Below are 20,664 nucleotides of genomic sequence, written 5' to 3' on the forward strand. Positions count from 1 at the left end.
TCATGCCTCCCTCCCGTTTGTCATTGCCTGTCTCAGCCATTGCCAGTGTCCGGCTTCCGGCCACACGCTGAACGCGGGTCGATGATAAATAAGCACCTGAAGAACGGCGGTATGAGCACTCACCAACTTTTTGGCATTAACCTGACCTTTGGGATGCGACACCAGCCATTGCTCAAGCTCTTCGGCAGCATCAATTTCACAGTGGCCGTCCAGTACAATCACCTTCTGTTTAGCAACTATCGGCATGACAACAACTCCTGCAGGTTAATAATGAGTAATACCCGGCCATCGCCCAACAAGGCGGTACCTGAGAAGTGATTGAATCCGGCCATGACCCCTTCAAGCGGCTTCTGAATCACATCAATGCCCTCGTGGAACTTGTCGATGATTAAACCGAAATCGCCCTGGCCGTTATTTACCACCAGCACACACACTTCATCGGACTCGTTGTCGCTGACAGGCAATTGCAGCAGGGTACGTAAACAATGCAGTGGGATAATTTTTTCACGCAGCATCAACACGGGGTTGTTGCGGATCATTTCAATATCGCGCTGCGACACCTTCACGGTTTCCACCACAGAATCCAGACCAATGCCAAACATTTGGTGGTTCACTTCGAACATCATGATGCGATTTACCGACATGGTTTGCGGCAGAATCAGTTTGAACTGGGTGCCCTCACCGACTTTACTTTGCATTTCAATGGTGCCACCCGCCTGTGCAACCATGGTGCGCACCGCATCCATTCCTACCCCACGACCCGACAAATCAGACACCTGTTCGCTGGTCGAAAAGCCAGCGGCAAAAATCAGCTGCAGTGACTCTTCTTCGGTTAGCGTATCAAGCTGATGCTCCTGGATGATCCCTTTTTGGTACGCCAGCATTTTTATCTTTTCAGCATCGATGCCTTTACCATCATCACGGATTTCGATCACCACATTGTCGTCCTGAGGCATGGCACTCAGCACAATGGTGCCGGTTTCAGATTTACCTGCAACACCACGATCTGACGGGGCTTCGATGCCGTGGTCGATACTATTGCGCAACAGATGAATCAGTGGTTCTGACAAGGATTCAATCAGGTTCTTATCAAACTCGGTGTCTTCACCTTGCATAACCAGATCGATTTTCTTGTTAAGTTTTCTGGCCAACTCTCTCACCAACCGGGGATAGCGTTGGAATACGTGGGAAACCGGCACCATTCTGATTTGCAACACGGCGCTTTGCAGCTCTTCTGTCAGGCGGTTAACAATAGAAAAATGAGCCTTGATCTGCTTGCTCAGCTTGCGGCCTTCCTGAATGTCTTCAGCTTGTTTAGCAAGATACGGCAGTGAGTTTTTTGCTACCGTTAATTCACCAATCAGGTCCATCAGGTAGTCGATTTTCTCCTGATTCACTTTCAGTGTTTTCGGCGCCTGACGTTCTTGTTTTGGTGCCGACTCTGCAGTCTCGGAAACAGTTTCAGTTGTTTCTGGCGCTGCCGTTGATTCCTCAACCACAGGTGTTACTAACTCGTCTGGCGCGTCCTCTGTTTCGACAGGAGTAGTCGCGTTAAGCAACTGTTCAATGGCATTTGCCAGCTGGTTCGGGGTACTTGCCCCCTGAGTGTGAGATTGGCCCAGCAGTCCGGTGACGATGCGTTTAACCGATGGGAACACCGGAGAATCGGCATTGTTATTCATCGACTGAAGTATGATGAGCTGCTGCGACAGGATTTCATTACGAGCTTGATTCACCCCGGTATCTTCCGGCGTTTCATTGGCTTGATTTTGCTGTAACGGCGTGTCGGCTGATACATCCACGCTGTCGTTATCGGCTGGGTGGGTGACACTTTCCAGTAACGCCGTTAACGTGTCTGACTGGCAAATAAGCTGGAAGATACGACACATTGCGGCTTCTTCTGGCGTCACATCCTCGCCCATGCCGACCATCTCTGCCAGACGTGCGCTGTGCTGCATATCGCCATCGAGATAAGCCTGCCAAAGCTCGCCTTGCTCGGCAGCAACCAGGTACTCCTCACTCGCAGCCCAGAATGCGCTTACCAGTTGTCCAAGGGCAATGCTCTCACGCTGATACTGGCCTTCGTAATACGCAAAGTGATTGGCAATGGCGGTGTCATCGGCACTGCTATGCACAACAATGCCCAGGTGACATTGAAAGACATCGTTCAGCGCGTCTTTTGACGGCGTGACCTGAATGGCAATAAGCTCAGGCGTATTTGTAGCAACCGTTAGCGGGTCTTCTCCCCGGAAAAAACAATCAAAATCCGGAGTGTAATTCACCTGCCATAGGGGTTGTTCGCACTCTAACGCCGCTTCGATACACTGTAATTGCGTTTGACTACCTAGCGCTAAAAAACTTGTCGGTGCGGCACTCACACTAGATGAGGCTTCACTCTGCTGGGCGGCCTGCTCGCTTTCACCGCCATCAGCATCGTCTGTGTCGGCATGAATACAAGCTCGGATCCTACCGGCCAGTTCAGTGGAGATCGGTTGCCACTTCTCTACGTTTTCACTACCGGATTCCAGCTCATCAAACCAATTGGATATTTGATCCAGTGCTTCCAGTAACAGGTCGCACAGCGATTCATTTAAGGGCGTGCTGCCATCTCTCAGGCTATCCAACAAATCTTCCGCAGCGTGAGCTAACGACGTCAGAGGTTTTATATCAAATAAATCTGACGACCCTTTGATGGTGTGTAAGTCCCGAAAGACATTGTCGATAGCGTCCTGTGAATAGCCATCGCTGTGCAGTTTTTCGAGAAGCAGACTGGCAGACTCAAGGTTTTCCCGGGACTCGCCAATGAAAACGTGCAGTAAATCACTCATAACTTACCTCGCCTAACATCAGCGACACCAGGGTACTTAGCTCATTGGCGTCTACCGGCTTATTCAGATAGAAATTCGCACCGACGCTAAACGCCTTATTCGCATCCTTGGTCTCAGACTCTGTGCTAATCATAATGATGGGCACTGCATTGAGTTCGTCGCTGGCACGAATGGCCTGACACAAGCGATAGCCATCCATTTTCGGCATGTTGACATCTACCATAAACAAATCAATGTCTTTACCGGTGGCTTTCTCCAGTGCCTCAATGCCGTTTTCGGCTTCTTCGATATGTCGCGTAGCATTGGCAACGATGGCTTTGTGGTAGCAGCGCACTGTCGTGGCGTCATCAACGATCATGATAGTTTTCATTAGCGGCTACCCCCGGTGAGTGGTTTTTGATACACAATCACATCGCCCACCTTTCTGACTTTAAACAGTGAACAAATTCGACTCATTGACTCTGAATGTCCCAGAAAGATGAAGCCGCCTGGGTTTAACGCATCGTAAAGGACCTGCGCTGCGCGTTGACGAGACTGGTCGTCGAAGTAAATAAGTAAGTTGCGGCAGAAAATCAGGTCGAAGCGCGATAGCGAGCGACTCTCCTTTGCTGCCAGAATATTGATTAAACAGAACGACACTGACTCGCGAATATCGTCACACAACTGATAGTCGTTGCCAGTTTTCTTGAAGTATTTGTTCACCACAGGAGCCGGAATATTCTGAATAGAACGTTTCGAATACAGCCCTTTTTTGGCTTGTTCTAATACCCGGCTATCTATGTCTGACGAAACGATTTCCACGTCCCGCTCAGCCAGACCTCGCCAGTATTCGAGCAGATAAATAGCAATGCTGTAAGGCTCTTCACCGGTACTGGATGGCACTGACCATATCCGCAAATCCTTGCCCGGCGGACGAATGTCACTGAGTTCGTCCATCAGGCAGCTGACCATGGCTTCAAACTGATAGTGCTCACGGAAGAAATAAGTTTCGTTCACAGTCATCGCATTTACCAGGCTCTGAAACTCCTCGCCAGACGCCTGAAAGCGCATGAAGGTAAAGTATGAACGGAAATTAGCGTGTCCCGTTTCTTTCATACGCTCATACAGTCTCTTGTCGACAAAATAGCGTTTTGACGGTTCGAAGAAGATCCCGGTTTTGCGGTAAAACAGACTGCGGAAGCGCTCGAAATCCGCTTCGCTGATCTGTTCTACAGTTTCTTGGGCTATATCATTCATTAGCGCAATCCACCAACTGTTTGCTGACGGTATCAATGGCAAAACAAATATAGCCATTGTCAGCGAATTTTGTCCGGGCACTCTCAAGCACAGGTAAGCTCGACACATCACCAATTTCACTTAGCTTGTCGATTGCGGTTCCCACCACGTTGATACTGCTGTCAGACTGAATGACCTGATGCAGCCAAGTGCGTGCATCGTGATGTTGAATGGCGCCAATGATATCGACGGCAAAAATACGTGTATCGGTATCCTCGTCACTCAGCAGCTCTAGTACGTGTTTAGCAAACAACTGAGGCTGCAGTTGAAATAGTTGAATGGCTGCATTGCGCACCTGAGCGCTGTCTGATTTAAGACACTGGGCAATATCCGGCACAAGGCTTTCATCTACCACAGACTGGATTGCACTGAACAATACCTCGATAACAGACTCATCGGCTTCATCGGGAACGCGTGCCATCAGTGCACTCGCTGCTTTTGGTTCACCTATTAATTGCTGTGCGGCATCGCGACGAATATCTGCATCGGGACTTTGTAACAAATGACACAACTCATCGACCGATTTAGCCTCTTCAGGCGGCTCAGGTGACAGCACGGTAGTTGTTTTCTTTTTTAATCCCATTGCAGTTCTCCTACGCGCAAATACGCATTACTGTTTGAGCAATATGGTGGCTTTCCAGAATATGGTGTACGCACCCTGCTTCTATAAGTTCCCGAGGCATACCAAACACGGTTGCCGTCGCTTCGCTCTCGGCAATGACCGTTGCCCCCCGGTTGTATGACACCGACATAGCCGCCACACCATCACACCCCATACCGGTTAACTGAATACACAGCAATCTGGCGGGATCAAATTGTGAGTTTGCGCTTTCCACCATGCGGTCGACGCTGGGATGCCACAGGTAATTGGGGTTAGCCGGTACAGGCCTTACAGCCAGGTGGCCGCCGTCTTTCAGGAACACCACATCGGCTTCACCTTTCGCGATATAAGCGGTACCTGGCATCAGGCGCATCTTTTCGGACACTTCAACTACCTTTAACTGACAAAGCTTGTCGAGGCGGTTTGCCAGTGCCTGGGTAAACGCCATCGGCATGTGTTGGGATATGACAATCGGCGCTTTAAAATTGGCAGGCAAGGCGGTTAGCAACTGCTCCAGTTTTTTCGGCCCGCCAGTAGACACCCCTACCAGTACACAATCGATACGTGTCCTGGCTACCGGTGACGCTTTCGCCTTCTGAGGTGTTTCCGTTTTTTTAGCCGGTGCCGTTGCCACAGTCGTCTTTCTGATTGCTTTTCTCGCCGAAACCCCTTTTGTTAGCGACTGGATTTTAGAGAGCAGCTCACTCTCTATACTGGAAATGTCCGTCGACACCGTACCACCGGGCTTAAGCACATAATCGCTGGCGCCCAGGGCTAGTGCTTCCAATGTGACCAGCGCGCCCTTTTGCGTTAGCGAGGAAAGCATGATTATCGGACAAGGGTGCACCTTGTTGAGTAGGCTTAAACACGTTATGCCGTCCATCTTCGGCATGTTGATGTCTAATGTGATCACATCGGGCTTTTCCCGGACTGCAACATCAATGGCCTCTTCACCGTCGCGAGCGGTCACCACCTCCAGGCCGTTACGTGAAAACAACTGACTAAACAGTTTACGCATGAGCGCTGAATCATCGACGATTAACACTTTTACGTTCATGTTTGCCCTCTACCTCTTAACCGACTGTTACTTCACTGTCCGCAAGCAATACCTGCGGGTCCAACAATTGAATGATCCGGCGTTCCTTATCCAGCTTTATGATTTCATTGAGTAGCTGTGACTGAGAATTCGATAAGGTAGGTGCCTTCTCAATAACGCCCAAATCCACGGTTTTGACTTCTGCAACACCATCTACAATAAAACCGGTTTTGTGCTGACCTCGGGTCAGGACAATAATGCGCTGACGCTCAGACGTTTCCGCCATCATCAGACCGAGACGCGTTCTTAAATCAACGACCGGTAAAACCGTGCCTCGCAAATTCACTACGCCCCGCAGGTAGTCTGGTGTATTGGGTACACTCTCCAGCTTTTCAGGCACACGGGTAATTTCCTGGGTCAGCTCAATACTGACACCGTATTCCTGACCGTCGATCCAAAACACAACAAACTGTTTTGAATTGTCTTCTGAGAGCAATTCAGCGTCTTTCGCTTCGTTCATAGCGGTATCCTCTTGCAGGGGCTCAATATCGGCCATTGCATCATTCAATGAACGTTCAAAAATCGTAGCCAGGTTGACAATGGAGACCAGGCGCTTACTGTTTTCGACCCGATACACAGATTCGAGGGCGCCATCACCCATCCCTTGACTACAAAACTCAGGGACCGGCTCAAGTGCATCCACTTTGATGCTAATCACGTTACTAACACGCGAGACAACAAAGCCCACACTGCCAATTGCCGACTGACTGTTATTCACGATAACGATGCGGGACGCATCATTGATTTCGCCACGACACATGCCCAGATTGGTAGCCAAATCGACAATGGGAATAATCCGCCCACGTAAATTCACCAGCCCTAACACAGACGGGTGACTCTCGGGCAAAGCGGAAATCTCAGTCGGTACGCGCACGATTTCCTCTACATCCTGCAGGTGAAAGGCAAAGCCCTGCTCTTCTATTGAGAAACAGACGAGTTGCTCATGCTGAGACTCTGACTCTTCATCGGCTTTCTCCTGACCACCCATTGCAGCCTGCGACAGTGATACCTGATGCTGACCACTGGTAACCGGATTAACAACCTGAGCCGTTACCAGCTTTTCAACCGATAAAATTTGCTCAATGGGTTGTTTGTCTCGTTTAATGATGCCGTCCAGGTAGTCGTAGGCAATCGAGCCTTCCCAGGACTTATCATTCTCGATGCAATCGTGATTAATGCTGTTCACTCGGGTAACGCGGTCCACCAGAAACCCGGTAACCCCCATGCTGGACTCCACCACGATAACGCGAGAATAATCCGTCTGTTCTCCTGGCTCACCCATCAGGGTGAACTGCAGATCATAGACGGGGAGCACGTTACCTCGTAAATTTGCCAGACCAAGCATTTGGGGTGGGCCTAATGGCACCTTCACCATGGTGGGCACCCGAATGATTTCACCGACGGTCAGCATGTTGAAAGCAAATCGCTCTTCGCCCAACAAAAAGGAGACAAACTGTGACTCTGTTTCTGTGGCGTTGTCGTTGTTTTCTATCACTTCAGACATAACTGCCTCCAACCTGTGTTAGTTGCTTTGCATTTCATCAGCAACAGACGCGATTTCTTCAATAGAACGCGCCAGGTCTTCCATGCCCTTGCTCTGTTGCTCTGATGCACTGAGTGCTTGCTGACAGTTGCTGCTGGCCTGTTCGTTGGCTGCGGCAATTTGCTCCAGACCTTTTTGCGCTTGCGCAACTGCTGCTGCAATTTCTTCACTGGTATTCTGCATGTCGCGGTTGTAGCCAAGTACTTCAGCCATATCAGTGGCGATGTCTGCAATGTCTTTGGTCGTTTGCTGTGCCTTGAGTACTTCGCGATAGGCACTTTCGGCAACATTGCTCAAATCTGTTTTCACATTGACCGTTTGATCCTGAATGCCTTTGATAAGGTCTTTGATTTGCTCAACGTTTTCAGCCGCTTCGTCGGCGAGGCTTTGGATGTCAGCTGACACTACCGCGAAGCCTTTACCGTACTCACCGGCGCGAGCGGCCTCAACTGCACCATTGACTGCCAGCATGCTGGTTTTAACCGATACCGTCGTAATGGTATCGATGACTTTGTCTATCTGACGGGTCATGACTTCCATTTGGTTGATCGATTCAACATTGCGCTTACTGGTTTCAAGAGCCGAGTTAATGCCGTTAACCATCTCTTCGATCAGCTTGCGATTCTTCTGCAGTAAATCGGTGATTTCACCACCACGAGTGAGGGCCTGATCAGACTGAGACGACGCTTGCTCTACGCCATCCTTGAGCTTTTCGATGTTGGTTACCGCATGAGCAACCGCGCTGGCAGCCTGTTGTGCACCGTTATTCACCTGATTCAGTGCAGTCGCAATTTCAGTGGCAGACCGATTGATTTCTTCCAGACTGGCCGAGAGTTCTTCAGCTGATGCTGCAACCTCTTCCGCGCTCTTACTGATATCAGTACTGTTTTTGAGCTCTTCCGTCACTATTTCCAGTGACTGTGCGGCTTTTTCAGCCTGTGTTAACGCGCTACCTTGTTCTGTCACGTTACTGGACACTTCCTGCGCTGCAGAAGATTGCTCATCAGCCGCACAAGAAATGGACTCTGAGCTTGTCTGAATGTCTTTGGCGGCATTGTCCATTTCGCGAATTTTAACCTGCAGATCTGCAGATCCATTCGCAATCGTGGCCATATCGTCCTTTATCTGTACCAGTTGGTTAGTCACCGCCTCGCCTTTGGTGACTTCTTCCAACGCAGCCTCTGCCGACATTTTTACAGCATCAGACACCTTGTTTGACTGCTGCTGAATTTGTTCGATTTGTTTGGCAATGTCCGCTGCACTTTTATCAGAGACTTCAGCCAACGCCCTCACCGTATCAGCAACTACTGCAAACCCTTTCCCATGCTTGCCCGCACGACCGGCTTCGATTGCAGCATTTAGCGCCAGTAAGTTTGTTTGATCTGCAATACGGGTAACTTGTTTAACTGCTTCACCAATGTTGCTGGCTTGCTGTTCCAATTCGCTCATCATCACCACGGAACGAGACTGATGCTCAGACGCCGTTTTCACGCTCGACATCATCGTAGACAAATCTTCAACAACGCGTTCTACAAAGGTTTGCAGCGTATTGGTTTTGGTGAGGGTATTGCCGGATAGATCAAGTTGCGCCCCCAACGACTTGCTAATCTGAACGATAGCGGCCAGACTTTCCTGGCTTGCACTGCTCGATTGCTCGGCACCGGTAGCAATCTCAGTGATAGCAGTGCCCATTTGGTCAGCGGCACTGGCGGCTTCGTTAATTCCGGTAGCAAGCTGTGCACATGCTGTAGCAATTCGCTCTGCTGCCTGCTGTTGACGAGCTAGGGTACGGGCACGCTTTCGCTGCTCTTCTGCCTCACGTCGCATTTTAGGATCTACGCGAACCGTCGTATTGGTCGCAGCGGGTTCTGAATGTTTTTTAAGGGCCATGGGTTACCTCACTCGTTCACGGCAATATTGCAATGCGTGTTTTTACTATACGAATGAGACAAAAAATTAAGGTATTAAACCAAATACCTTTATTACTTAATGTATACCTTACTCACTTGAAATCAGCATAGTTACACAAAATATACACAATAGACATTTAGCATAAAAGTCACTATTGTCATACATGGATTCTAGAAAAATTAACCAGTTACGTGAGCAACTAGGTGTTTTCGGAATAGCAGACATTGTTTCTGGATTTTGTCTATCTATACTTAAGTTGCATGCGAATACGAATTTAACGCTGTATAAACTTAAGTATAAGGGTACATAAGCTGAGGCTTATGTGTTGAATCCATTAGGGATTTACAACTTGAAATAGCGGGATTGTATAGCGTCAATCCCGTTAGTAGGACGTAAGTGTACAGCGCGTTATTTGTTAGCAATATAGCCTTGTAAGGCTTCAATGATAGCCACATTAGCAGCAGGGAAGGCGCTTGCATCGAGGGTGTCTATACTCAACCACTTGCCGGGTTGGCCTTCGTTACCTACTGGCTCGCCTTTAAAGCCATCAACGATGAATACAATCAGCTTAACCTGCTTATCTCCATAGTCATGGGCAATGGTTATCAGAGGATCCGTATGCGTTATTTCAATTGCAATCTCTTCCTGTAGTTCTCGGAATAGCGCTTGTTCAGGGGATTCCCCTGCCTCAACCTTACCACCCGGAAACTCCCACTTACCGCCCTGATGTTTATCATTCGACCGCAAGCACACAAAAGTTTGATGGCCTCTTATTACCACGCCTACCGCGACTTCAACGACTTTCATAATCACCTCAAATGAAAAAAGGGGCACGATTGCCCCTTCTGAACATTACCTATTGCAGGCTACGATAATTTACCGTGACACTGCTTGTATTTTTTACCCGAACCACATGGACAAGGATCGTTGCGACCTACCTTAGGGCCGGTCCGCGGCGCTGATGCCTGCGCGGCTTGTGGGCCACTGGCTTCCGGACCAGGTTCACCATCAGCATTGGCGTGCTGATAATTCTTTGGTACATCATCGGCCTGACGGCGTTGCTCTTCTACTTTTTCAACATCCGACTCGGCACGAACCTGAACCCGGCTAAGGATGGTGATCACTTCGCCTTTCAACGCTTCCAGCATTCCTGAGAACAGTTCGAAGGCTTCGCGCTTGTACTCTTGTTTAGGGTTCTTCTGCGCATAACCTCGCAGGTGAATACCCTGGCGCAAGTGGTCCATGGCAGCCAAATGTTCTTTCCAATGGCTATCCAGGTTTTGCAACATAACGGCCTTTTCGAATTGACGCAGTACGGCTTCACCCACCATGTCTTCTTTGGCTTTGTAGGCAGCAGTAAGCTCGTCCAGAATCTTTTCACGAAGCTTTTCTTCGTACAGCTTATCGTCGTCATCCAGCCACTTTTGAATCGGTGCGTCGAGGGCAAAATCTGCTTTCAGGCGTTGCTCCAGACCATTGACGTCCCACATCTCTTCAAGTGACTGTGGAGGAATGTACTCGTCTACAACACCACTGATCACATCTTCGCGGATCGCCTGGATAGTGTCACTGATATCACCTTCGTCGAGTAATTCATTGCGCTGTTCGTAAATAACTTTACGCTGATCGTTGGCAACATCGTCGTATTCAAGCAACTGCTTACGAATATCGAAGTTTCGGCCTTCTACTTTGCGCTGGGCATTTTCAATGGCGCGGGTAACCCAAGGGTGTTCAATGGCTTCACCGCGCTCCATACCCAGGCGCTTCATCATGCTCGCCATTTTTTCTGACGCAAAAATACGCATCAGAGCATCGTCTAACGACAAATAGAAACGCGAGGAACCCGGATCTCCCTGACGACCGGCACGGCCACGTAACTGGTTGTCAATACGGCGAGACTCGTGACGCTCGGTACCAATGATGTGCAAACCACCGGCGGCCAACACAGCTTCGTGATCTTTCTTCCACGCTTCTTTGATTTTAGCTATCTGCTCTTCAGTCGGCGATTCCAGTTTGGCGACTTCTGCCTGCCAGTTACCGCCCAAGACGATATCCGTACCACGACCGGCCATGTTGGTGGCGATGGTCACCGCACCAGGACGACCCGCCTGTGCTACAATATCAGCTTCCTGAGCATGGAACTTCGCGTTAAGTACCTTGTGCGCGATTTTCTCTTTCTTCAGAATGCGCGCGATTAGCTCAGAATTTTCAATGGAGATGGTACCCACCAACACAGGTTGTCCGCGTTTCACGCAGGCCTTGATGTCTTCGACAATAGCTTCGTATTTTTCCTGTGCAGTCAGATAAATCAGATCTGCTTTGTCGTCACGAACCATTGGACGGTTAGTTGGAATAACCACTGTTTCCAGACCATAAATATGCTGGAACTCAAAGGCTTCGGTATCTGCTGTACCTGTCATACCTGACAGCTTTTCGTACAAGCGGAAGTAATTCTGGAACGTTATAGAGGCAAGCGTTTGGTTTTCGTTTTGAATCCTTACACCTTCTTTGGCTTCAACAGCCTGGTGTAAGCCTTCAGACCAACGACGGCCTTCCATTGTACGACCGGTGTGTTCATCAACAATAACGATATCGTCGTCTTTAACGATATAATCAACGTCTTTGGCGAATAGCTTGTGGGCACGAAGTGCAGCATTGATGTGATGCAATAGCGAAATGTTACCCGCGTCGAATAACGACTCATCTTCAGGGAGCAAACCTTCACGCTTGAGAATTTCTTCAACGTGGATCTGACCTTTTTCGGTCAGGTGGATTTGCTTGGCTTTCTCGTCGATGGTGTAATCGCCGTCGCCGTGTTTATCTTCTTCGTCTTCTTTATCCTGCTGAACCAATTCAGGGATCACGCGATTAATGCGCTTATAAAGCTCTGAGCTGTCTTCTGCAGCGCCAGAAATAATTAGCGGCGTACGCGCTTCGTCAATGAGGATGGAGTCAACTTCATCGATAACCGCAAAATACAGCTCGCGCTGAACACGGTCCTGCGGACTGAACGCCATGTTGTCGCGCAGGTAGTCGAATCCAAATTCGTTGTTGGTACCGTAAGTAATATCTGCCTGATAGGCTTCGCGCTTTTGCTCAGGCGCCATACCAGGAATATTACAACCCACCGTCAGGCCCAAAAACTCAAACAAGCTTCGGCTCCAGTCGGCATCACGACGTGCCAGATAATCATTCACGGTGATAACGTGAACGCCGCGACCCGTCAGGGCATTCAAATAGGTCGGTAATGTCGAGGTCAGGGTTTTACCTTCACCCGTACGCATTTCAGAAATTTTACCCGAATGCAGTACCTGACCACCCAGCATCTGTACGTCAAAGTGACGCATGCCATAAACGCGTTTACTGGCTTCCCGGACAACAGCAAATGCTTCAATCAGGATGTCATCAAGGGTAGCGCCGTCTTTCAGTCGTTGCTTGAATTCTTCAGTCTTCTGCTTCAGTGCGGCGTCGTCCAGTCCTTCAAACTCGGCTTCCAGAGCATTTATGGCGTTAACGTGCTTTTGTAATTTTTTTAATAGTCGGTCGTTTCGACTGCCAAAAACTTTTCTGAGAATGCTTGCAAACATTGTGTTGGTATTTCCACTGCTGTAATCAAAAATAACCAGCGACCGGCTAACCCGGTGCTCGTCGCGTATCAGACTGGTTTGATAGAGACTACGTTACTTGTTGTAAACGTATGGAAGAGGATCGACTTTCTGGCCGCTTTTAATGACTTCATAATGCACATGTGCACCCGTCGAACGCCCGGTACTGCCCATTTGTGCAATAACCTGCCCTTTGGTGACCAGATCGCCTTTGTTTACCATTAGCGAGTCGTTATGTCCGTAGCGTGTCACGAGCCCATCACCGTGCTCAATCTCCACCAGTTTGCCATAACCGTACCTGTCACCTGACCAGGTTACAATGCCTGCGGCAGTAGCAACGACATCGTCACCCACTTCGCCGGCGAAATCCAATCCACTATGCATAGCAGGCTGACCCGTAAAGGGATCGGCACGCATGCCATAGTAGGACGACAACCATCCTTTCTCTATCGGACGACCCGATAAACTAATCTGTTCATCTATATGGTGTCCGGTAACCAATCTTTCAAGGGCTTCCAGTTGCTGCTGTTTATACTGCAACTGACTGCCTAATTCTTCTATAGGTGTAAGTAACCTGTCCTGTTCGTCCTGTAGCTGTTTTGCGACAGACACTGACGCTAACCCGAAATCCTGCACAGACTGTTCATCGATACCCATGGCTTTTGCCAGCACCTGTGTTTTCGCGTCAATTTTATCTAAGGTGAGCCTCATTGCACTGAGCTGTTCTGTCAGGGCTTTTACTTGCTCATTCGTCGCAGATTTTAATGCATCGACTTCCTGTTGCTCGGCTTCAAGCACATTTTGAGCAATTTTGACGCGGGCGAAATTTTCGAGGGAGGAATCAGTTGAACGGCTGGAAACTAACACAAACAGCGACGACAATACGGTCAGGCTCACAATAGAGCGCACGCTCATACTGTGACGAACCCGTCGTTTTTTGCCTATAAATGTGACTGTTAATTTCATCGCTGTGTCTTATGCGCACCGGAGTGCTTCGCGTTCTTTAGTTTTATTTCGTGTTACAAACTTGCTAAAAATAACACGTTTCGCGCTATTTTAGCGATATTTCCTTTAAATAAACAACAAAAAAGCCGCCCTGAGGGCGGCTTTTTCAGCAAATTCTCTTATACCAGAGCGGGTTGCGCGTAGCGAATAGGCGCTTCATCCTGCGACTCGTAAGTCACATATTCCCAGCAATCCTGCTGTGCCAGCACGGCATTTAGCAATTTATTGTTCAAACCGTGGCCAGTTTTGTATGCCGCCAGTTCACCAATAATGCTGTGACCACCAAGGTACAAATCACCAATAGCGTCGAGGATTTTATGCTTCAGGAATTCATCATCATAACGCAAGCCTTCCGGGTTTAATACGCGGTAGTCATCAAGTGCTACCGCATTTTCCATGCTGCCACCCAATGCCAGGTTATTTGCGTTCATGTATTCCAGATCACGCATAAAACCAAAGGTTCTGGCGCGGCTGACTTCGTTTACGTAGGAGCACGAATCAAAGTCCATGACCATGTGCTGACGCGTCTGGCTAATAACCGGGTGCTCGAAATCGATTTGGAAATCGACGCGGAAGCCGTCATAAGGACGTAATTCTGCCCATTTGTCGCCGTCTTCAACACGCACCGGCTTGGTCATGCGAATAAAACGCTTAGGCGCGTTTAATTCTTCAATTCCAGCCGATTGCAGCAGGAATACGAAAGGACTGGCACTACCATCCATGATCGGTAGTTCGTTGCTGTTTACCTCAACAATAATGTTGTCGATACCCAGACCTGCCAGAGCAGACGCAAGGTGTTCAACGGTGTGGATGCTCACGCCGTCTTCGTTGTTCAGACAGGTACACAACATGGTGTTCCCCACGGCGTTTGCGCGCGAGTGAATGTCTACATGCGGATCAAGGTCAATACGCCGAAACACGATTCCCGTGTTCGCAGGCGCTGGCCGGAGAGTCATAGTGACCTTGTCTCCTTTATGCAACCCAATGCCAGTTTCCTGGACAGCATGTTTAATTGTACGTTGTCTAATCATCGAATTCGTATTACCTACACAAAAACGGCCGGCAATTATAGTGAGCCGACTATTACTTGTCAAAAATCTGTCATGAATATTACCGTATTACCAGTAATATTTGCCGTTTCGACTGTAAAAGCTGTGTAAAGTTCTCTTTACTGGTCTAATCTGCTTGCTTGCGCAGGAAAGCAGGAATATCCAGATATTCAAGATCATTACCCGGTTGTGCATTTTCGTCTGCTTTCAGCGCCTGGTTACCATCGGTACCACCCACTGCACGGCCTTCACCGCCAGACTGGAACTCACGAGCCGAAGACGATAAACGCGCGCCTTCTGAACTAACCAGTGCAATATCAGGCTTACGCTCAGCACCAATACCGGTTGCAACAACAGTTACACGCAGTTCGTCAGTCATTTCCATATCAATAACGGTACCAACCACGACGGTTGCGTTTTCCGATGCAAATGCCTTAACCGCGTTACCTACAGTCTCAAACTCATCAATTGCAAAATCCGGGCCAGCCGTAATATTCACCAGAATACCACGCGCGCCTGACAGATCGATGTCTTCCAGCAGCGGGCTGGCAATAGCAGACTCTGCTGCTTCTTCAGCACGATCCGGACCTGACGCAGAACCACTGCCCATCATGGCTTTACCCATTTCAGACATAACTGTACGCACGTCGGCGAAATCCACGTTAATCAGACCTGGACGTGTAATCAGCTCAGCAATACCCTGAACCGCACCACGTAAGACGTCATTCGCAGCGCTAAACGCCTGTAGCAACGGTGTACCAGGACCCATTACTTTCAGTAGTTTTTCGTTCGGAATAGTAATTAATGAGTCAACATTTCGCGCCAACTCGTCGGTACCCTGATTAGCAAAATCAGTACGCTTTTTACCTTCAAATGGGAAAGGCTTGGTCACTACCGCCACCGTTAGGATCCCCATTTCACGTGCAATTTTTGCCACTTCAGGTGCTGCACCGGTACCTGTACCACCGCCCATACCCGCGGTAATAAAGACCATATCGGCACCATCTAAAGCCTGGCGAATGGTTTCACGGTCTTCCTGGGCAGCTTCACGACCTTTATTCGGATCGGCACCCGCACCCAGACCTTTTGTTACGTTAGAGCCGATCTGTAATGTCACATCGGCAGATGAGCTGCGTAATACCTGCGCATCGGTATTAACAGCAATAAATTCCACGCCTTCAATGCTGTGAGACACCATGTGCTCAACCGCATTACCGCCGCCGCCACCGACTCCGATGACTTTGATTACGGCTTCTTCACCGTGGCTATCCATTAATTCAAACATACTTACTCTCCGGTTTTGTACGTCTATACACACTTATCCATACACAGTTATTGTGACCATTCCATCGTCACGGTTGTGCGTGGTTAAGCGCCCCCTAAAAAATTAAAATTCACCCTTAAACCAGCTTTGCACCCGCTTCCACAAACCATCAGTGGTGCGTTGTTTACTGGTCTTCTTATTATCAAACTGCATTTTTCCGTACTGGAGGAGTCCGACAGCCGTTGCAAAGCTCGCATCGTCTGTATATTCAGACAGTCCTACCATGCCCAATGGTTGTCCCACTCTGACGGGCATTTGAAAAATTTCTTCTGCAAATTCTACCGCGCCTTCCATTTTGGCGGTGCCACCTGTCAGTACAAGACCGGCTGCGATTTGCTCATCAAAGCCACTGGCTTTGATTTCTTTGTAAACTAATTCAAACAATTCCTGGTAGCGAGGTTCGATAACCTCAGCCAGGGTATGCCGTGACATAACCCGCGCAGGACGTCCGCCTACACTGGGCACTTCAATGCTGTCTTCCATGCTGACCATGTCTTTCAGCGCACAGGCATAATTGACTTTAATCTCTTCTGCGTTGCTGATCGGCGTGCGGAAGATTTTCGCGATATCACTGGTAATCTGATTACCTGCCAGCGGAATAACCGCGGTATGGCGAATAGCGCCGTCGGTGTATATCACAATATCGATGGTGCCAGCGCCGATATCGACTACCGCCACCCCTAATTCACGCTCATCGTCTGTCAACACGGCATAGCTCGATGCCAGCGCAGAGAAGATCAATTGGTCTGCGTGTAATTCGCAGCGCTCAACACATTTCACCAGATTTTTAGCCATGTCATCGGCACAGGTGATAATGTGTGCTTCGGCTTCCATCCGCACACCCGACATACCGATGGGGTTTTTGATTCCCTCTTGTACATCGATAGTAAATTCCTGCGGTAACACATGCAGTAAACGGCGTTCAGCGGCAATCGGCACCGAACGCGCTGCATGCACTACGTTGTCTACGTCTTCCTGTGTCACTTCCTGATTATTGATCGGTACCATGCCACTTTCGTTCTGGCACTTTACATGACGACCGGAAATCGACATGAACACCGACGACACCTGACAATCTGCCATTAGCTCCATTTCGTTAACGGCGCTTTGCACAGACTTCACTACCAGGTTCAGATCGTTAACGCCGCCTTTGTCCATTCCGCGTGCGACATGGGTTCCAACCCCAACAATACTGATTTGTTCATCATCCAGTAATTCACCGAGGACGGCTTTAACCCGGCTGGTGCCGATATCGAGTCCTACAATCAAATTACGTTCTGCCGCTTTAGACATTAATTCTCAATCTCTTAACTTTTTGTCGTGTCGTCTTCAGACCAGCCCACGGCCAATCCGGTGTCGTATCGTAAATCTACATACTGTATGGCTTTGGGCTGCTTCGCTAACAGCGGGTACACATCCACAAAACGCTGCAATCGGTCAATGAATTCCTGTCTTCCCAGGTTGACTTCAATGCCGTTCTTGAGCTGAACCTGCCAGGCATACCGCTCACTTAGCGATAACTCTGCGATCGTTAGCTCCCGCCCTGCCAGTAACGACTGCATGGCGTTGTATCCTTCCAATGCTGTCTTCTCACTGCCACCCGGACCAAACAATTGAGGTAAACCAAGTGACTTTCCCTCGGCATTAAAACTTTCACCGTAAGGGTTCAGCATTAAATCTTCATTCCAGCGTGCAACCGGTGTTTGCTCAACCAAATACACCTTCAGGCGGTTTGGCCATTGCTTGCGCACCGATGCCCGGTACACCCAGGCCTGTTGCTCCAATAACTGATGTATGTCATTCACATCTAAAGCAAAAAAGCTGCCGGGTTGCGACTGACGAATCAATTTTTCCAGTTTTAGCACATCAAGGTGTTTAAACCGGCCTGAAAAATCGATGACCTGCACAGGTGCACGTTGCTCGTCCTGCATCCAGCTGTAAGTTTTAACACCTACTGCGACTAACACAGCAAACACCACCACCAAAAAGGTGATGCCGCCCCATGGGGCAGATTGCTGTTGCGCCGCCATAATTACGCAGGCTCCATACTGGTTGCCAGCACGGCCAGTACCAGTTCCTGAAAACTAATACCTGCTGCGGCTGCCGCTTTGGGAACCAGACTTTTTTCAGTCATGCCCGGCACGGTGTTGGCTTCCAGTAAATAAAACTGTTCGGTCTGGCTGTCCTGCATTACATCTACCCGGCCCCAGCCGGTAGCAGACAATGCATCGAACGCGTCCGTACACAATTGTGCCAATGTGCTTTCCTGTTCATCAGACAGGCCACTGGGGCAAAAGTACTCGGTAGTATTATCCTGGTACTTTGCCGAATAATCGTAAAACGTATGTGGGGTTGACATGCGGATCGATGGTAAGGCTTTTCCCTGTACCACAGATACAGTGAATTCCCGCCCATCTATGAACTGCTCAACCAGGACTTGATTATCGTATTTAAAGGCGTCCTGAATGGCCGTTTCTAGTTGTTTAGCGCTTGTCACTTTAGCCATCCCAATACTCGAGCCTTCCCGAGCAGGTTTGACCATGACTTTTCCCCCTAATTTATTCATTATAGCGCCGCATGATCCAGCTTCAAAGCGACTTTTTACAGCAATTTCATATTTCGCAGTAGGAAGTTGCAGGCATTGCCAGATTTGCTTGGTGTGGATTTTGTCCATCGACAACGCAGAGCCCAATACACCGCTGCCAGTATAAGGAATTCCCAACTGTTGAAGCGCCCCTTGCATAGAGCCGTCCTCACCCCCCCGACCATGCAGCATTATCAATACGCGGTCGACCTTTTCCGATATTAAATCAGTTAGTTGCCTCTCTGCCGTATCAAATGCAAAGGCATCGACACCCGCTGATAGCAGGGCTTTTAATACGGCGTTTCCCGAGTTAAGAGACACTGCTCGCTCAGCCGAATCGCCCCCCAACATCACAGCAACACGCCCGTATTGTTCTGCAGAGTAAGTCGTGAACGTCATGATAGTTGCCCTTGCAATTTTTCAGGTTCCATCCCGGTTGCTGCCAGTTTTTTCGCTAATTGACCAATATTACCTGCGCCCTGGGTAATCACAATGTCGCCATTTTGCAACTGATTCGCCAAAATCGAGGGTAATTCTTCATGACTTCCCACATACACAGGCTCTAACTGACCACGTGCACGAATCGACCGCGCTAATGCCCGGCTATCGGCCCCTTCAATGGGTTGTTCGCTTGCCGCGTAGACATCAAGCAGCAACAGACAATCAACCTGAGATAATACTTCCACAAAGTCCTCGTATAAGTCGCGGGTACGGCTATAGCGGTGAGGCTGATACACCATCACCAGACGTTGTGAAGGCCAGTTATTTCTGGCCGCCGCTATGGTTGCCGCCACTTCTGTCGGGTGGTGTCCGTAGTCATCCACCAGCGTAACTTCACCGACGGAAGTGCTGAACTCGCCCAGTACTTCGAAACGACGACCAATACCGCCAAACGTGGAAAGCGCACGGCAAATAGCGCTGTCTTCAATGTCTTCTTCGGTGGCAACGGTAATCGCCGCAAGCGCATTCAATACGTTATGCGCACCGGATAGCTTCAGTTCGATTGCCAGCGGCTCGCGGCCAGGGCGAATCACATCAAAGGTTGTGCGGCCAAACTGATACTGAATATTGGTAGCCCGCACATCGTTATCATCATTAAAACCGTAGGTCAGCACACTGCGCCCAATGCGCGGCAGCAAGTCTCGGATTACCGGATCATCACCACACACCACGGCCTGACCGTAAAACGGCAGATTGTGCAAGAATTCGATATAGGTGTCGGTCATTTTCGAAAAATCACCGTCATAGGTATCCATGTGGTCGGCTTCGATATTCGTGACTACGCTCATCATTGGCTGCAAATGTAAAAACGACGCATCGCTTTCATCTGCTTCGGCAATCAGATACCGGCTTTTGCCTAATCTGGCGTTTGTACCCGCACTGTTCAGTAACCCGCCGATGACAAACGTTGGATCGGTTTCAGCTTCGCCAAAAATAGTCGCGATCAGACTGGTTGTCGTGGTTTTACCGTGTGTCCCGGCTACCGCAATACCGTGGCGGAAGCGCATTAGTTCTGCCAGCATTTCTGCACGGCGAATAATGGGAATGCGCTGTTGTCTGGCAAACTGAATTTCCGGATTGGCTTCGTTAATGGCGCTGGATACCACCACCACGTTGGCGCCTTCGACATTTTCCGCTTTGTGGCCAATCGCAATATCGGCCCCCAACGCCGTAAGGCGCTGAGTCATCGCACCAGCCTGAATGTCAGAGCCCGCTACCTGATAACCTTCATTCAACAACACCTCGGCAATGCCTCCCATACCGGCACCGCCAATCCCAACAAAGAAGATGCGTGTTACTTTACGCATTTGTGGGCTTTGAAAAGGTGTTTCTAAAACCATTT

At 49.2% G+C, this 20,664-nt stretch carries 17 protein-coding genes; all 17 read right to left on the reverse strand.

What is annotated here, in order from left to right; genetic code table 11:
* Window positions 1-246 carry a hypothetical protein gene (locus BUB81_RS12550; protein ID WP_073323268.1) on the reverse strand — a complete coding sequence of 82 codons (246 nt, stop codon included), beginning with the start codon at window positions 244-246 and terminating at the stop codon, window positions 1-3.
* On the reverse strand, window positions 237-2,828 hold the full coding sequence (locus BUB81_RS12555) for a chemotaxis protein CheA (RefSeq protein WP_073323270.1): 2,592 nt from the start codon (window positions 2,826-2,828) through the stop codon (window positions 237-239). Before BUB81_RS12555 ends, BUB81_RS12550 begins: the two co-directional genes overlap by 10 nt.
* Window positions 2,821-3,198, reverse strand: coding sequence for a response regulator (locus tag BUB81_RS12560; RefSeq protein ID WP_073323272.1), 378 nt, complete (start codon window positions 3,196-3,198; stop codon window positions 2,821-2,823). Before BUB81_RS12560 ends, BUB81_RS12555 begins: the two co-directional genes overlap by 8 nt.
* Entirely contained in the window at window positions 3,198-4,064 is an 867-nt protein-coding gene (locus BUB81_RS12565; protein ID WP_073323274.1) for a CheR family methyltransferase, read from the reverse strand. The genes BUB81_RS12560 and BUB81_RS12565 overlap by 1 nt, the downstream gene beginning before the upstream one ends.
* Window positions 4,057-4,686, reverse strand: coding sequence for a HEAT repeat domain-containing protein (locus tag BUB81_RS12570; RefSeq protein WP_073323276.1), 630 nt, complete (start codon window positions 4,684-4,686; stop codon window positions 4,057-4,059). The genes BUB81_RS12565 and BUB81_RS12570 overlap by 8 nt, the downstream gene beginning before the upstream one ends.
* Before the next feature lie 10 nt (window positions 4,687-4,696).
* Complete coding sequence (cheB, locus tag BUB81_RS12575; RefSeq protein ID WP_073323278.1) at window positions 4,697-5,761, reverse strand: chemotaxis-specific protein-glutamate methyltransferase CheB; 1,065 nt, start codon at window positions 5,759-5,761, stop codon at window positions 4,697-4,699.
* Between the two features lie 16 nt (window positions 5,762-5,777).
* The gene (locus BUB81_RS12580; protein ID WP_073323280.1) at window positions 5,778-7,304 is read right to left on the reverse strand and encodes a chemotaxis protein CheW; all 1,527 of its coding nucleotides are present in this window, start codon (window positions 7,302-7,304) and stop codon (window positions 5,778-5,780) included.
* Between the two features lie 18 nt (window positions 7,305-7,322).
* On the reverse strand, window positions 7,323-9,233 hold the full coding sequence (locus tag BUB81_RS12585) for a methyl-accepting chemotaxis protein (RefSeq protein ID WP_073323282.1): 1,911 nt from the start codon (window positions 9,231-9,233) through the stop codon (window positions 7,323-7,325).
* A gap of 429 nt (window positions 9,234-9,662) precedes the next feature.
* A complete protein-coding gene (gene mutT, locus BUB81_RS12590) occupies window positions 9,663-10,061 on the reverse strand; it encodes an 8-oxo-dGTP diphosphatase MutT (protein WP_073323890.1) in 399 nt (132 codons plus the stop codon).
* Window positions 10,062-10,120: 59 nt separating this feature from the next.
* Window positions 10,121-12,841: a preprotein translocase subunit SecA gene (secA, locus tag BUB81_RS12595; RefSeq protein WP_073323284.1), complete on the reverse strand. Its 2,721-nt coding sequence runs from the start codon at window positions 12,839-12,841 to the stop codon at window positions 10,121-10,123.
* Window positions 12,842-12,934: 93 nt separating this feature from the next.
* Window positions 12,935-13,825 (reverse strand): M23 family metallopeptidase, encoded by an 891-nt coding sequence (locus BUB81_RS12600; protein ID WP_073323286.1) that lies wholly within the window; start codon window positions 13,823-13,825, stop codon window positions 12,935-12,937.
* A gap of 158 nt (window positions 13,826-13,983) precedes the next feature.
* Window positions 13,984-14,895 (reverse strand): UDP-3-O-acyl-N-acetylglucosamine deacetylase, encoded by a 912-nt coding sequence (gene lpxC / locus BUB81_RS12605; RefSeq protein ID WP_073323288.1) that lies wholly within the window; start codon window positions 14,893-14,895, stop codon window positions 13,984-13,986.
* Window positions 14,896-15,040: 145 nt separating this feature from the next.
* Window positions 15,041-16,198, reverse strand: a complete 1,158-nt coding sequence (ftsZ, locus tag BUB81_RS12610) for a cell division protein FtsZ (RefSeq protein WP_073323290.1) — start codon at window positions 16,196-16,198, stop codon at window positions 15,041-15,043.
* A gap of 102 nt (window positions 16,199-16,300) precedes the next feature.
* A complete protein-coding gene (gene ftsA / locus BUB81_RS12615) occupies window positions 16,301-17,530 on the reverse strand; it encodes a cell division protein FtsA (RefSeq protein ID WP_073323292.1) in 1,230 nt (409 codons plus the stop codon).
* A 14-nt stretch (window positions 17,531-17,544) separates the two neighbouring features.
* A complete protein-coding gene (locus BUB81_RS12620) occupies window positions 17,545-18,267 on the reverse strand; it encodes a cell division protein FtsQ/DivIB (RefSeq protein ID WP_073323294.1) in 723 nt (240 codons plus the stop codon).
* Window positions 18,268-18,269: 2 nt separating this feature from the next.
* Complete coding sequence (locus tag BUB81_RS12625) at window positions 18,270-19,220, reverse strand: D-alanine--D-alanine ligase (protein ID WP_073323296.1); 951 nt, start codon at window positions 19,218-19,220, stop codon at window positions 18,270-18,272.
* Window positions 19,217-20,662, reverse strand: a complete 1,446-nt coding sequence (gene murC / locus BUB81_RS12630) for a UDP-N-acetylmuramate--L-alanine ligase (protein ID WP_073323298.1) — start codon at window positions 20,660-20,662, stop codon at window positions 19,217-19,219. Before murC ends, BUB81_RS12625 begins: the two co-directional genes overlap by 4 nt.
* Window positions 20,663-20,664 lie beyond the last annotated feature (2 nt).

The sequence above is a fragment of the Marisediminitalea aggregata genome (assembly GCF_900129565.1).
In the GTDB taxonomy this organism is placed as follows: domain Bacteria; phylum Pseudomonadota; class Gammaproteobacteria; order Enterobacterales; family Alteromonadaceae; genus Alteromonas; species Alteromonas aggregata.